The 15,541-nt window shown below is 46.1% G+C and carries 10 protein-coding genes and 2 tRNA genes; 6 read left to right on the top strand and 6 right to left on the bottom strand.

What is annotated here, in order from left to right:
• Positions 1 to 3: 3 nt before the first annotated feature.
• The 5 genes from JMY03_RS12550 to rsmH all read right to left on the bottom strand — a co-directional run bounded on the left by JMY03_RS12550 (position 4) and on the right by rsmH (position 7,477).
• Positions 4 to 1,443, bottom strand: coding sequence for a UDP-N-acetylmuramoyl-tripeptide--D-alanyl-D-alanine ligase (locus tag JMY03_RS12550; RefSeq protein ID WP_201604131.1), 1,440 nt, complete (start codon positions 1,441 to 1,443; stop codon positions 4 to 6).
• Between the two features lie 117 nt (positions 1,444 to 1,560).
• On the bottom strand, positions 1,561 to 3,273 hold the full coding sequence (locus JMY03_RS12555; protein WP_201604133.1) for a UDP-N-acetylmuramoyl-L-alanyl-D-glutamate--2,6-diaminopimelate ligase: 1,713 nt from the start codon (positions 3,271 to 3,273) through the stop codon (positions 1,561 to 1,563).
• Between the two features lie 54 nt (positions 3,274 to 3,327).
• Complete coding sequence (locus tag JMY03_RS12560; protein WP_201604135.1) at positions 3,328 to 5,394, bottom strand: peptidoglycan D,D-transpeptidase FtsI family protein; 2,067 nt, start codon at positions 5,392 to 5,394, stop codon at positions 3,328 to 3,330.
• The gene (ftsL, locus tag JMY03_RS12565) at positions 5,391 to 5,876 is read right to left on the bottom strand and encodes a cell division protein FtsL (protein ID WP_025646772.1); all 486 of its coding nucleotides are present in this window, start codon (positions 5,874 to 5,876) and stop codon (positions 5,391 to 5,393) included. The genes JMY03_RS12560 and ftsL overlap by 4 nt, the downstream gene beginning before the upstream one ends.
• A gap of 548 nt (positions 5,877 to 6,424) precedes the next feature.
• Positions 6,425 to 7,477, bottom strand: a complete 1,053-nt coding sequence (gene rsmH / locus JMY03_RS12570; RefSeq protein ID WP_201604136.1) for a 16S rRNA (cytosine(1402)-N(4))-methyltransferase RsmH — start codon at positions 7,475 to 7,477, stop codon at positions 6,425 to 6,427.
• 270 nt (positions 7,478 to 7,747) lie between these two features.
• On the opposite strand from rsmH, the gene gltX reads away from it, so the two are divergent.
• From gltX to JMY03_RS12595, 5 genes are all read left to right on the top strand, one after another.
• Positions 7,748 to 9,286, top strand: a complete 1,539-nt coding sequence (gene gltX, locus JMY03_RS12575; RefSeq protein ID WP_390880418.1) for a glutamate--tRNA ligase — start codon at positions 7,748 to 7,750, stop codon at positions 9,284 to 9,286.
• Positions 9,287 to 9,454: 168 nt separating this feature from the next.
• Positions 9,455 to 10,405 carry an Abi family protein gene (locus tag JMY03_RS12580; RefSeq protein WP_201604139.1) on the top strand — a complete coding sequence of 317 codons (951 nt, stop codon included), beginning with the start codon at positions 9,455 to 9,457 and terminating at the stop codon, positions 10,403 to 10,405.
• A gap of 344 nt (positions 10,406 to 10,749) precedes the next feature.
• Positions 10,750 to 10,825: transfer RNA gene (locus tag JMY03_RS12585), tRNA-Ala, on the top strand.
• Positions 10,826 to 10,991: 166 nt separating this feature from the next.
• A tRNA-Glu gene (locus JMY03_RS12590) sits at positions 10,992 to 11,067 on the top strand.
• A 487-nt stretch (positions 11,068 to 11,554) separates the two neighbouring features.
• Positions 11,555 to 12,613: a hypothetical protein gene (locus JMY03_RS12595; protein ID WP_201604141.1), complete on the top strand. Its 1,059-nt coding sequence runs from the start codon at positions 11,555 to 11,557 to the stop codon at positions 12,611 to 12,613.
• 101 nt (positions 12,614 to 12,714) lie between these two features.
• Here JMY03_RS12595 and JMY03_RS12600 read toward each other — a convergent pair whose 3' ends face one another.
• On the bottom strand, positions 12,715 to 13,635 hold the full coding sequence (locus JMY03_RS12600) for a DMT family transporter (protein ID WP_201604143.1): 921 nt from the start codon (positions 13,633 to 13,635) through the stop codon (positions 12,715 to 12,717).
• Between the two features lie 434 nt (positions 13,636 to 14,069).
• Here JMY03_RS12600 and JMY03_RS12605 point away from each other — a divergent pair, with 434 nt between their 5' ends.
• Positions 14,070 to 15,467, top strand: coding sequence for a solute carrier family 23 protein (locus JMY03_RS12605; RefSeq protein WP_201604144.1), 1,398 nt, complete (start codon positions 14,070 to 14,072; stop codon positions 15,465 to 15,467).
• Positions 15,468 to 15,541 lie beyond the last annotated feature (74 nt).

Below are 15,541 nucleotides of genomic sequence, written 5' to 3' on the forward strand. Positions count from 1 at the left end.
CGCTTACTCCTCGATTAGCGCATTGATGAGGGTTTCCATTTCCATAAAACGAGACCCTTTGAATAACACAGTGCAAGGATGTGCTTGCTGCGCTTGTAGATACTGCTGGAGATACTGTAATAAGCAGTCTTTATCCTCAAAATCATGCGCGGTAATACCGCCGATCTCTTGGGCTCCGGCCACCGTGTACCGAGCGTACTCCCCAACGCAAAGCAGTACATTAATACCGATAGCAGCGATAGTACGGCCTAAGCTTTGATGCTCGCTAACTGCAGCGTCGCCCAGCTCACCGATATCGCCAAGTACCATAACTTGCGTACCGGTTTGCGCCGCTAAGACTTTGGCAGCGGCGCGTACGGCGTGCGGATTGGCATTATAAGTATCATCAATCAAGCGATGATTGCCTAGTATTTGACTGTTGAGACGGCCTTTGGCTGGACGGGCGTTTTCTAAACCGATGACGATATCTTCAACATCGATCGCTAACGCATAAGCGCAAGCCGCTGCCGCTAGCGCGTTATTGACATTATGCTCACCGGCGAGTGGCAGACAGATATCTTTTACCTGCGTGCCGATATGTAATTTAAACTCGCTGCGTTCAGGCTCAACGTCTAAGTGGCTCGCACTGACGTCGGTATTGCCAAAACCGATTACTTTTGCGGTGTTTTTTTCAGCAGTACGGCGCAGCTGATTGGTGAAATCATCTTTGTCTGGCACGATCGCAAACTGGTTGTCTGTCAAGGTGTGGTAAATCTCAGATTTGGTTTGGCAGATACCTTCACGGCTACCAAACTCGCCTAAATGCGCGGTACCGATATTGAGAATACAAGCCACATCAGGACGGACAATCTCAGTGGTATAAGCGATCTCGCCGATATGATTGGCGCCCAATTCTAATACGGCGTAACGATGATGATCAGACAGCTCAAGCAGCATCATGGGTACGCCTAAATCATTATTGAGATTACCACGGGTGATCAATGTGGGCGCTAGGCGACCAAAGATACTACCGAGCATCTCTTTACAGGTCGTCTTACCACTGGAGCCGGTAATGGCAATAACGGTTAGATTGGGATGCTGCTGACGACGATACGCAGCGAGCTGACCCAAAGCCAGACGGGTGTCATCAACGACTAACTGCGCAATGCTTGTTGAGATAGGACGCGAGACGATAGCAGCGATAGCGCCTTTAGAGGCCGCAACGTTAATATAATCATGTCCATCAAAATTATCACCACTCAAAGCTAAGAATATATCCCCTGCTTGGATGGTACGCGTATCTGTAGTGATACGATTGCTCGTCACCTCCAGCTCGGTACTGTCTTGGCTCTCCTGCGCTGGTTGCCAATGTCCACTAAGCGCTGCTGTCGCTGCCAGCAAGTTATCTGCTTGCCAGACATACAGTCCTTGCGACTGAATAGTATTATGGTGGTCAGCTGTCATAGTGAATACCTTGTATATTAATAATTAACGACTACTTTTATAGATGTTTGACTGAGACTTAGTAGCTCATGGTCTGTGTTTATGTTTCAAGAAAGCTTGTGCTCTAGATGATTTAGACTAGGCACGCTTTGCTTGTTTGAGTGCTTGCTGCAAGATAACACTGTCATCGAAGTCATAACGCACGCCTTTGATTTCCTGATAAGTCTCATGGCCTTTGCCGGCGATCACGACGATATCATTGGCCGCTGCATTTTTGACGGCGTGCTCTATCGCCTTTTGCCGCGCAGGCTCGATATAAATGCGCTCATATTGCTCGTCCGTCATGCCGGCTTGCATATCTTGTAAGATGATATTGGGGTCTTCGCTACGCGGATTATCGGCGGTCAATATGACCCGATCAGCGCCAGCTAGCCCCGCTTGCGCCATAATAGGGCGCTTGCCAGCATCACGATCGCCGCCGCAGCCAAACACTGCCCAAAGCTGACCTTCACAGTGCGCTTTAAGGCTTGTCAATACTTGACTGAGCGCGTCCGGCGTATGTGCATAATCGACGATAAAGCAGCCATTATTTGAAGCCACGCGCTGCATGCGTCCGACAGCGCCGTGCAGCTTAGGCACCAAGTCGCTGATGCGCTCAATATCTACCCCGAGCGCCACCGCCGCTGCAATAGCCGCCAATAGATTGGCAACATTGAAGCGCCCTAATAGTGGACTGACCATCTCAATATTACCAAATTCGCTCTGCATAGCTATCGTCACGCCTTGCAAGCTTGGCTCAATACTAGCAGCGCTAAAGGTGGCATTCATAGATGGGTCTAGACTATAAGTCCAAACTTTAAGCCCACTCGCTTGCGCGGTATCGAGCATAGTTTGCGTATGCTCATCATCGATATTGATAATGGCATGAGTCAGACTAGGGAAATGCTGTTTATCAAAAAGCTTCGCTTTGGCCGCCACATACTCATCCATATCGGCATGATAATCTAAATGATCACGCGACAGATTGGTATAAATAGCAACTTTAATCGGCACGCCTTGCAGACGCTGCTGGTCAAGACCGTGCGAGCTGGCCTCTAGCGCTAAGAGGTCCACTTGCTGCGCGCCCATATGCTGCAAAAACTGCTGCACCGCTAGCGCATCGCCTGTGGTATGGCTGGCTTGTACCAACGCCTCTAATTTACCATTACCTGCTGTGCCCATCACCGCGCTACTCATGCCCGCTAACTGCGTAAGCTGGGCGACCAGTTGGCTGATCGTGGTCTTGCCATTGGTACCAGTGACCGCAGCGACTGTTGGCAAGACTACCGGCTGCGCATATTGCAGCCGCAGCTGCACTAAGTCGCCAAGAAAATCGCGGATATTAGGTACATAAACTACAGGACAAGGCAGATTCGATAGTGGCTGCTCAGCCGCTAATTTATTATCATTCAGCTGAATATTAGCATCGGCTGGCGCGTTAGCTTCGCTAAGCAGGGCTTCGGGATCTAGCTCAGATAAGATAAAAGCCGCGCTCTTTGCTGCTTGTTGCAAATAACGACGGCTCTGCTGACAGTTTGGTGTTTGGCTCTTTAAAAGGATAAAAGCATCGTTTTCGCTCACTTGCCGACTATCTAAACGCAATTGGGCAAAAGCAATATCCAGCACAGCATTCAAATCAGTAATGGCCGCTAATTGTTGTGCTAGACGCTCACGTGCCAAAGTACTGCTGACGTCTCTGTTTTCTAGTAGCTGCTGCAAGGTCACGGTACTGCTTTGGTCATTATTGCTTTGGTTATTATTGTTCTGGTCAGTACTGCTTTGATCACTGTTAACTTGATAAGCGTCGGTCATGAAAAATCCTAGAGCTTTAAAATAAAATAAAGTGAATGCTTAGCCTCAAGCTTGCTACTGCTCTTGCGTTTGTAGTGGCTTATCAAGCGGCACATTATACAGGCGTAGCGCCTCTTTCATTACGTTATGAAAGACGGGAGCGGCAGTTAGTCCAGCATAATGCAGCCCGCGCGGATCTTCTAATAAGATAACGCCGACTAGCCTTGGGTTGGACGCAGGCGCCATACCGGCGAAAATATTACGATACTGATCGGTGTAGTAGCCGCCATCTGGGTTGATACGGCGCGAGGTACCGGTCTTGCCAGCGACGCGGTAGCCATCGATGTTCGCCGCTTTTGCGGTACCACCGGGCAGCGTTACTGACTCAAGCATCTCGACGATGGCCATCGCCTGATCATGCTCCATGATGCGCTTACTAGGCAGCGGTTTGTCGGTCTTAGTCAAGGTTAAAGGATGCATGACCCCGCCAGCTGCTAGTGCCGCATAAGCTTGCGCGACTTGCGCAAGTGTCGCTTCCATACCATAGCCATAACTGACCGTAGCACGGCGCGCGGTTTCTTTTTCTTTAGGTGTAGTGACATTACCACTACCCTCGCCTGGGAACTGTAGCGGGGTCTTAGCGCCAAAACCAAATTTCTTTTGCATACTAGTGATACCATCAGGCGGCAGTGCTAAGGCGATTTTCGTTGACGCAACGTTACTTGATTTTTGTAATAAAGTGGCAAGGTTAATCACCCCCAAATTGTTATGATCACGAATCGTATAGCCGCGAACGCGTATTGAGCCTGGATTGGTATCAATCATTGAGTTGGCGGTGTATTTTTTTGAATCAAGCGCCGCTGCCACTGTGAAAGGCTTCATCACTGAGCCTGGCTCAAAGGTATCTAGTAGCGCCCGATTGCGCTGGTTTTCGCCGGTCATCTCATTGAGATTATTAGAGTTAAAAGAAGGCCAAGTCGACAAGGCTAATACCTCACCGTTTTGCACGTCTACTATCATACCCGTCGACCAACGCGCCTGCTGTAAGCGTCCAGCTTTCTCTAACTCTTTATAAAGCAGGTACTGCAAGCGCGAATCAATAGTCAAAGCCACATCTTTACCTGCGATTTCTGGCTTTAATTGCTTAATCTCTTTGAGACTATTTTGCTTGGCATCTTTTAGCACTAAGACTTTACCATCCTCACCCGCTAGCGCTTGCTCGTATTGACGCTCGATACCCGCGCGGCCCTCGTAGCCGCCATCAACATCATTGGCGTTTTGACCCATAAAGCCAAGTAGCTGCGCGTTGGGCTGCGGCTGAGGATAATAGCGCTGAAAGAAGTTTTTCTCATAGACGCCTGGGAAGTCAAGTGAGCTGACGCTTTGAGCGATCTCTGGAGTGACTTTATTAAGTAGTGGCAGGTAGTGTGAACCTGGGCCTGAAGGCAGAGCCGCTTTAACCGCCTCATCATCGGTGACATCGACGCTCTTATCGATAGCGGCGGCCTTTTCAAGCTCAGCTACCGGAATATTAGCCGCGGCGGCCAATACCGTCAGATCCATATTATCCAAGCGCTTTTGCATCCGCGCTCGTAGTACTGGTTGACTGGGGTTTTCAATGATGACTCGGTTGAGCTCATAGTACTCGCGCGCATAGTCGTGCGGACTAAAGGAGACAGTCGCAAGTGGTGCACTGACCGCTAAAGGTAAATTATTGCGGTCGGTAATCATGCCGCGATAGGATTTTTGTGTGCGCTCGCTGGTGATTAGCTCATTACCTTTATCTTGATAAAACTGGGCGTTGGCAACTTGAATATAATAGGCACGGCCTATCAATAGCACCAACACCGTTAAGGCGATGGCCCATACCATCCGAAAGCGGTTTTTGTCATATTCAAAGCCGCCGCGCGAAGACGCACCTGAGGCCTTACTCATAATGGTGCGTTTCGATTTACGGTTCTTTACGCTAGTGTAAGCGCCTTGCGCGTCGCTCTTTTTCTTACGGGAGAATATTTTTTTACCCGCACTAGGAGCGTTACCTTTAGCTTTTTGCTGCGCTTTTGCTTTATTGGCCGGGCGCAGTGGTTTTATTACTTTACCGCTAGCTGATTTTTTATCGGTTGATGGCTTTTTGCTACTCATTGTCCATCCCCTCTAGAGTCTGCAGCGGACGGGCTTTCTGGGCTAAGATCAGTATTGGCAACATCAGTACTACTATTATCAGTATCAGCGCGAGCAAAAGAGTCGCCCGCTATCACCGGAGCACCCGGCTGAATAATGAGCTTGTCTTTTAGCGTCGGCGAATACATGCCTAGTTCTGCAACTGCGCGGCTAGCAATCTGCGGTGTGGCACTAAAGGTTTGCTGCTCAATGAGCAAGCGTTGATGCTCTACTTGCAATTTGCGCTGTTGTTTTTTCATATCTTGCAAAGTTTTATAGTCCTGATGGTATTGTTGCACTGCCTCAGCTGTTTTGATACCACTCCAGACAATACCCGCCGCAAGCAGTAATAGCACCATTACATAGATATTTATTACACTAAAACGCTGTGCAAACATCTCGCCCACATCGCTATGAGTTGGGCTTGCTACGCGGCCAGATTTAGGTTTGCCAGATATTGCCATGACGATCTCAAAAAGGTGGACTTAAAGATAAATAAAAACGAACAGCTATTTTTTAGTACAACTCAACAGTAACTAGCAGGTTAGTTTAACTGCCATTACTTACGGCTTTTTAACGGTTACGTATCCGTTACCACATTATACTAAGCAACGATGGCTGAAAACCTTATGTTTTTGCAATTTTGTATTTTTACTATAAAGAGATTTTCAGTTTTAACTAGGGCGTATTGAACATTCACAAATGCGCACTGCTGATCGCTAAAATAGTTCTAGTCGTCGTTAAAATTGCAGATAATGCTTATTGCATTGGTTAGCTGATTTTATTTAAACAGTCGCAACGACTAGGGCGATTTTAGCATCAGCCCTCACGACAACAATAGGGACAGGACTATTTTTTGCCGCTTTATTGATAAAAATAGACGCTTAGAACGACTAAACTTACTATTTTTATCTGCAAATCGCCTAAAAAATAGTCTCTGTCAGTGCCATGGTCGAATGTTCAACACGCCCTAACTATTTGATCACCGTAAAACCTTATAGTGATTCAACGCTCAATCAAATTGGTGCTCATAAACGATATCAGTACGAGTCGCCGCACGTAGCCAAGCACTACGCGAGCGCGGGTTTTGAGCGATCTCAGATTTGCTTGGGCCGATACGCTTAGGTTTATTAAAGTAACGCGGACGCTTAGGCGGCATCGGCAGGTTTTCGTCCTCAGGATACTGCCCCTTACTATGGCGCTGCAAAAACTGCTTAATGCGGCGATCCTCTAATGAGTGAAAGCTGATCACCGACAGCTGACCACCTGCCTTTAATACCGTAAGGCTCTGGGTCAAAAAGCTATCAACATCGCCAAGCTCATTATTGATAAAGATGCGCATCGCCTGAAAGCTCTGCGTCGCCGGATGTTTACCGCGTTGCCAGTTCGGATGCGCCTCTTTGATGACCTCCGCCAGCGCAAGCGTCGACTCATAGCTGTCCATCTGCTTGATTGCACGCGCAATACGGCGGCTGTGGCGCTCCTCACCAAACTCGTATAACACGTTGGCCAAAGTCTCATCATCGACTTGCGCAAGCCAATCAGCAACCGGCTGACCACGGCTGGTATCCATACGCATATCGACGGTACCATCACGCATAAAACTAAAGCCGCGGCTACCATCATCTATCTGCGGCGAGGAGATACCTAGATCTGCCATGAGCCCATCAACTTGACTAATACCAAGCGCAGCTAAGCTATCTGTCAAAGTGGCAAAGCTATCATGCACAACGGTCACGCGGTTATCTGTAGCTGCCAATTCATTAGCCACAGCAATCGCTGTCGGGTCTTTATCGAAGACAATGAGCTTGGCATCGTCAGCCAATTGCGAGAGTAGCAGGCGGCTATGACCACCGCGCCCAAAAGTCGCATCGACATAGATGCCGCGCGCTTGTAGACTGTTGTCGCTACTGGCTTTTGGCAGTGATTTGACACCGAGTACCGCCGCGACCGCTTCTTCTAGCAGCACCGCTTGATGACTAAATTCTGATTCATTAGCAGTAGCAGACTGCGTTGTTGCTTGGGCAGCTAATTTTGGACTGGGCTTTGGCTTCGATAATGACACAAATAACTCAATAGATGACGACCCTATGGGCCAATAATGTTGTAAAAAAACAGGATAAAAATAAACAAGTTATGCCTCGCTAGCGTTATTATCGCAAGGATACACAGCGAGTCAAGCACCAACTGGGCTTTTCGCCAAAAATATCTTGGCTGTCTGTTATAATAGCGCTCTATTTTACGCTATTTTTTGCGGTTAGTTATAACCGTCTTCACTCCATTTCTAAAGCAATAAGCAATTTTTTTAACTGATCATTCTATGTAAGGCGACCTGATGCAAACCACTTCACACACTTCACACAGCCCAGCCCCTGCCACTCGTCCCGTGCGTACTCGTATTGCGCCCTCCCCTACTGGCTTTCCGCACGTCGGCACCGCTTATATTGCGCTGTTTAATTTAGCCTTTGCCAAGGCGCATGGCGGCGAGTTTATCCTGCGTATCGAAGATACCGATCAGGCGCGCTCCACTGAGGCCTCCGAGCAGATGATCTTGGATGCGCTACGTTGGGTGGGACTGGACTGGGCGGAAGGTCCTGATGTCGGCGGACCCCATGCGCCTTATCGTCAAAGCGAGCGCGCGGATATTTATAAAGAACACGCGCAAAAGCTGCTCGATAATGATCACGCGTTTCGCTGCTTTTGTACGCCTGAGGAGCTAGATGCGATGCGAGCTGAGCAAATGGCGCGCGGTGAGACGCCGCGCTATGACGGTCGTTATGCTGACCTGCCGCGCGCAGAGTCGGACAAGCTTGCCGAATCGGGTAAGCCGTTTGTGATCCGTATGCGTGTGCCTACCGAAGGCGTTTGTCGGGTCGAAGACATGCTACGCGGTACGGTTGAGATTCCGTGGGAGCAAGTCGATATGCAAGTGCTGCTCAAAACCGATGGCCTGCCGACGTATCATCTAGCCAACGTCGTCGATGACCACTTAATGCAGATCAGTCATGTCATGCGCGGCGAGGAATGGCTGAACTCTGCGCCTAAGCATCAACTGCTCTATGAGTACTTTGGTTGGGAGATGCCAATGCTCTGCCACATGCCGCTGCTACGTAACCCGGATAAATCCAAGCTGTCTAAGCGCAAGAACCCAACCTCTATTACTTATTATCGTGATGCTGGCGTGCTGCCTGAAGCGCTGCTCAACTACTTAGGCCGTATGGGCTACTCGATGCCGAATGATGAAGAGAAGTTCACGCTTGATGAGATGATAGCCAGCTTCGATATCCAGCGCGTCTCTTTGGGCGGCCCTATCTTCGATATCGAAAAGCTCAATTGGCTGAATAGCGAGTGGTTACGCGAGCTCACACCTGAAGAGCTAAAAACCAAAATCCTCGATTGGGCCAATAACTGCGATAAGCTTACGGCAATGGCAGCCGCGATTCAGCCGCGTATCGAGCTGCTCTCTGACGCGGTCAATTGGGGTGGTTTTTATTTCCAAAACCTTCCTGAGATTACCAGCGACGACTTTGAGCACAAAAATCTCACGCCTGAGCAAATCATGGAGATTCTCCAATTAACACTATGGCAGCTTGAGTCATTACCTGAATGGTCAGAAGATAATATTTATGCCACTATCAAAGGCTTATCTGCTGCGCTCGATATTAAGATGCGCGACTTTATTGCGCCTTTCTTTATCGCTATCGCTGGTAGCTCCTCCTCCACACCAGTGATGAACTCGATGTGGATCATCGGCGCGGATATGACCTTAAACCGCTTGCGCCACGCGGTTGAGGTGCTTGGCGGCTTAGGTAAAAAGAAACTCAAAAAGCTTGAGAAAAAAGCGGCGGATCTACCGGACTTTTTGGCTGACTAGTTAATGCTATATTGACACAATTGACACAAGAGAAGCGTAGATTTTGCAATGGTGAAGTCTGCGCTTTTTAGTACCAACACCAGTAAATAAACATTTATATTTTAGACAAATATTAAGAGTATTAGCCGTCATTTATTTTTCGAGATCAAGATAAGTTAGGAGTTATTAATGGCAGAACTGAAGGTTTGGCAAAGCTTAGATGATCAAATAAGAAAGTTAGAATCAAGGAATATGGAAGTCTCAGATCATAAAAAAGCAAGAAATTATTTATCCAATATCAGTTATTATAGGCTTAGCGGATACTGGTATCCTTTTCGAAAGTTCCAAGCCGATCAAAAGGGTCGACAAGATACTTTTAAAGATGGAACTACATTTAAGAACATTATTGAATTATATGTATTTGATAAGAAACTTAGATTATTAGCGTTAGATGCTATTGAGCGTATAGAAATGGCTATACGTTCAGATATTGCTTATATACTCGGTGAAAGAAGTCCAAAAGCACACGAGTTACCTGATCATTTACATGGCAACTTTACAAAACGGCCCACATACAAAAAAAATGGTAGATATAGTACGAAAACAGAACACCGTAAATGGTTAGATCGATATGACAGCTTAGTGAGTAGATCCACAAGACAAGACTTTGTCAAACATAACCTAGAAACTTACGGCTATCTGCCTATTTGGGTTGCTGTTGAAATATTAGACTTTGGTGCTATGTCAAGGTTATATTCTGGTCTCAAACATGCAGATGCGACAAAAATATCAGACAAATACCATTGCGCTTCGAAAAAAGAGTTTGAAACGTGGCTAAGGTCACTAAATCATTTGAGAAATATTGTTGCACATCACTCTAGACTTTGGAATGCCAATATTGTGGATCGAGCAACTATTCCACAAACTGATAAATATTGGAGGGCTCTAGCTAAAAATAATGAAAAACCTTTCGTCTATTTCTGTCTTATGCAGCATTTGCTTAAGACAATATGCCCAAATTCAACTTGGGGCCTAAGACTGACAGATCTTTTAAGTGAATTTCCAAAGATATCTAGTGATTTGGTTTCTATAGAAGACTTTGGATATATACAGCATGAAAATTGGAATTTATGGGAATAGGATAACCCAAAAAGAAAGCCACCGCGTACATAGTAAACTATGAAGAGGCGGTGGGCGTATTACCGATTATAATACGCTTTTTATCATCAATCGTCAACTTATCTAAAGCTTAAATTTACACAAAATATCGAATACTTTGCAGAGTTGACAATTCTATAGACAGTGCTAAAGGTGATATCATGATCGGATTATATAGACTTATTAGACACCTACCATAAAAATGCTTAGAAAGCCTGACAACTTTATTCTATGTTTTTTTGAATATTTCAAATTATTTGCTATTTTTCAAAAATAGTTATTGACAGCACGACATAACTTACCTAAAATACGCTCACTCTTAACGAGGGGCTATAGCTCAGTTGGTAGAGCACTTGCATGGCATGCAAGGGGTCAACGGTTCGACTCCGTTTAGCTCCACCATACTTTTATCGTCAAAAGCTATTGTTAGATAAAACAGCTTTTAGATAACACAGTTAAGAAGCAGTATCAGCACCTAGGCAAGGCTTGTTTCTATAAAATAAGCGCTCTGATGTTGTGCAGTACCGTTGTAGCCCTATCGAAAGATAGCCGCTGTGACACTCTATGCGTCCCCATCGTCTAGAGGCCTAGGACACCGCCCTTTCACGGCGGTAACGGGGGTTCGAATCCCCCTGGGGACGCCACTATTCGGCGTCACTTGTTAGCACTTTTGCTCTTTGCATCGGATCAGACTAATACGTGTAGCAGCAAAAGCCCAGTTACTTTTTGGTGACTGGGCTTTTTTTATGCCTAATACTATCTTATCATCTATTCTTTATTCCTCTTCTTTAATTCTATTGTAGAACATTTCTCGTAGATTACTAAATCTAAGAATAAAATAAGTACCTTTTTTATTTAGTTTTGATTACAAATCACTATACAGGTTCTTACAATTAAATAATTTGGTAACACAGTGTAACGTTAGCATACACAATGTCTGCTTTTTTCTACCTAACAGTATTACTAATACTAGAGTTTATTTTTTATGATAGCGTTGTATTAGCAGGCTCCAAAGTGAGTGTGCTATTTAAGTTAAGGGGTTATCAAGGTTTGATGATCTACTGGACGGATACTACAATCTAAAACATCGTAAAATTTGGTACTGAAAACGGTACATTATAAGGAATGGATATGACACCTACTTACACGCCTCAACGACGTCCTTCATGGCGCGGCGTACTTGCCGGTCTAGTTATGGGACTTATAGTAGTCATGGCAATGATTGCTCTAGCCTTAGTTTTAAGCTCATTTATCCCCTTCGATCTAAAAGGCACTAGTATTGCAGGTGGCATCTATGCGGCTATTACTGCTTTAGTTAGCGCTTTTGTCGCAGGTTATTTTGCTATTAAATTCTCAGCACCAGAGGCTATCTTTGGTGATGGTACTGATATCGACCCAAAAGATGCTTCTTTGACAGGCATGCTAACCGCAGCCTTAATCGTATTGTTTACGACGTTTTTTACGCTAAGCAGTGCAACAGGTATCCTAGCATCAGCAGGTAACGTAATTGGTGGTACGGTAAGTACTGTCACACAAGCTGCAGGCGGTATTGCTGCTGCTGGTACGTCAGCTGCTGGTACTGCAGCCGTAGCCGCTCCAGATAGCGCTATTGAACAATTGCAACAACGTGCGCAAGAAGCATATCAGACCGTTTCTGGTGATATCAGTCAAGAAGACTTAAATGCTTTAGTTGCTAGAAACACACAAGGTCTTAACCAAGAACAAATCGCAGCGACGACTAGTGTATTAGAAGAGATGATCAATAATACTCGCGGCGATGTTGCTGATATGGACTTTACCAGCATTGATACTTGGCGCAACATTGATGACTACGCAAAACAGCGTATGGCATCAATTGAGCAAACGCTACAGGGTCCTGAGCTTATCAATCGTTTACAAGCTGAAGGTCTAACTGAAGCGCAAGCTGCTGAAGTACGCAATGAAGTGACTCAATCATTTAACGAGTATAGAACTAAAACAGAACAGTACATCGCGCAAGCTCAGCAAACGGTTGATCAAAACCTCCAACAAGCCGAAGACATCGCTCGTAAAGCTGCTCTATATTCAGGTCTATTTTGGTTAATTAGCACGATCTTAACCTTTATTGCCGCTACTATGGGTGCTAAGAGCGCTGCAGCAAAGCATCGTTTGTCTAAGCCTATCGTTACTTATGGTGATAATGTACGATAAACTAGACTTATCATAAATTTGATTGGTTAAAATAAAAAAGCTCAATCCTTAATTTATTAGGATTGAGCTTTTTTGTGCGTCAAGCTTTTTGTATAGCGCTATCAATGCTCTACATCTAATGGCGGCGAGGACTTCGTAAAGCTGGCCAAAGATAAGTTCAGTGATAAATAAGTGCCGATAAGTATCACCGCTGACCCTATAATGGCAGCCGTATCCAAAGCTTCGTCTAGTAAGATATAACCAAAGATAATGGCAAATATCGGAATCACGAGCGTAATACTAGTCGCCCGCATCGGTCCGATACTCTTGATTAGTTCATTAATAAAGATAAAAGCAATAGCCGTTGAGAATACGCCGATACACACCACTGATACCCAAGCCTTAACGCTGATACTCTGACCATACGGAAACTCATAAATCGCTATCGGTAGCATCACCACACTGGCAATCAGCATAGCGCCAATGGTAATGGCGACAGGCGAGGTGTCTTGCAAATAGTTCTTGGTGACGTTTGCCCCTACTGCATAACCCACACAGCCTAATAGCGCATAACCCATCGGTAGTAGCCCTGAGCTTAAGTCCGTAACCGCACCGCCAAATAAGCTCTCACTCATCAGGATAATCACCCCAGCTATACCGATAAATAAGCCAAGCGTTTGCTTTTTTGACAGCTTATCATTGAAGAAAGTACTCGCGATAAAGCCGCTCATCATTGGCACCGCAGCATTGAGTACAGCAAGCACACCAGCATTCACGGCTTGAGCGGCATAAGAGAATAAAACAAACGGTATCGCTGTAGAGACTAGGCCCACTACCGTCAGTAGTTTCCAGTGCTGCCGAACCGCAGCTAAATGAGAGGGATTGAACATCACAAAAACCAGCATCGTGATACCGGCAAATATGACGCGCAAGCTGGCAAACGACATGGAGCCAAATTCAGGCACACCAATCCTATAAAATATAAAGGATAGCGACCACATAAAGGATAAAGTTATAAAAATAATGAGGTCGCGTCTATTCATAAAGTCTCAATTTTGGCTGTCTTGTTGGATGGTGTAGGTAAAAGGGGTATGTTCAGGCTAATGGTTGACATTGAAACCTCGATAGCTTAACTGCCCTTTATTCTAGAGTCCACTATTATAGAGATCATTTACTTGACGATTCGTTCACCGCTACTTATCATTATTTCGCTTCAAATCTGTACATTATTGCTTTACTTGTTTTACCCCCTACTATATTTTATAGTACACGCTCAAATATTATTTTGTTGTCTACATGACACTACTATTATGGCAGCGTAAAAATAAGTAATGGACAACTAGTAACTCAACGTTTATTATCCAGCAGTCTATCTTCTACGAGTTCTGTCCTTATCTAAAAGGCAATAGTCACATACCAATACGTTGGATGGAAGCTGGCTTTATATAAAACACTACTCACTTAAAAGGATTTAAGTATGGCTATGAATCGTAAGTATGGTGAAGAACAGCCGTATTGGCCCGCGGGGCCCTTTAAAATACGTCTGCCTTTTATCCATTACCGCTGGGAGATCCCTGAGATGATTCAGGGGCTTTTTATGTTCGTCGTCGGTCTTGGTATGATTCCCCTGTTGGAGCAGTATCTAGGCATGTCGTATGATGCGGCTATTGCCTTTTGTGTCATCGCGGGGTTTTTGTACCTGCTGCCTGTTACCCTCGGCATACCTTTAGTACCCGGCTGGATCACCCCCGCCATCCCGATTGTCCTCTTATACTTACAAGCGTTTGAACCAGGGCCTGCTGCTGTACAAGCCATGTTTGTCCTACAGCTTGAGGTCTTTATCATCTTTATTGTGCTGGGTATTACTGGGTTTGGTAACCGGCTGGTCAACTTCATACCCAACTCCTTAAAGGCCGGTATTATTATTGGCGCAGGTATCGCCGCTTTGATGGGTGAGATTAAGGTGGGCGGCCGTATTGAAGCCACGCCCATCTCTTTGATTATTGGCGCGGTTATATCCGCTTGTGTGCTGTTCTCGGTTCCCTTTAAACACATCATGCAGCACAACCGCTTTGCAAGAATACTCGCGAATTTAGGTATGATCTCAGGGATGCTAGTCGCTATGGTGATTGGCTGGCTCGTTGGCGAATACCCCCTGCCTAATATCGAGTGGGGCATTACCAATCCTGACTTCGATGCCATGACTGAATTCCTCGTATTCAATGTTGGTGTACCAGATATCAGCGTCTTCTTATTCGCCTTTCCAACCGCTATGATCGCCTACGTCATTGCCTTTGGTGATATCTTGGTGGGTAAAGCGTTGAGCGAGCGCGTCGATAGTATCCGTCCCGATGAAAAAATCGAAACCAATATCACGCGCATACACGTCGTTACCGGTATTCGTAACGGCCTGCATGCGTTGTTTGCACCGTGGCCTGGGCTTGCAGGACCGCTGTGGACTGCCGCTCACGCAACGCTTGCTGAGCGTTATGCCCTAGGGCGCAAAGCGATGGACTCCATCTACAGTGGCGGCGGTACCTTTTGGTGGACCGGTTTGATTGCTCTTTTCATCCTGCCCTTGGTGACGTTTTTCAAACCCGTTTTGCCGATTGCCTTATCATTGACTTTATTGTTGACCGCCTACATCTGTATTATGGTCGGTATTGAGCAGCTCAAAACCTCGGCTGAGCGCGGCGTCGCAGGTATCGTTGCGGTAACATTAGCGATGCCAGCAGCGCAGTCAACGATCTATGCTGTTGCCATCGGGGTCGTACTGTACTTACTCATCGAAAGACCGACCTCAAGACAACGTCGTGAAGAGCTAGAGGCGTCGACTGCCAACCCTAACGTCGATCCTACGTCCAAAGAGCGCTAAAGCGGCATAGCGACAGGTAGACGAGAGATGGCGGAGCATATGCTTCGCCATCTCTCGTATGCAATAGTATAGTG

It is taken from the genome of Psychrobacter submarinus (genome assembly GCF_904846685.1).
Taxonomy (GTDB): domain Bacteria; phylum Pseudomonadota; class Gammaproteobacteria; order Pseudomonadales; family Moraxellaceae; genus Psychrobacter; species Psychrobacter submarinus.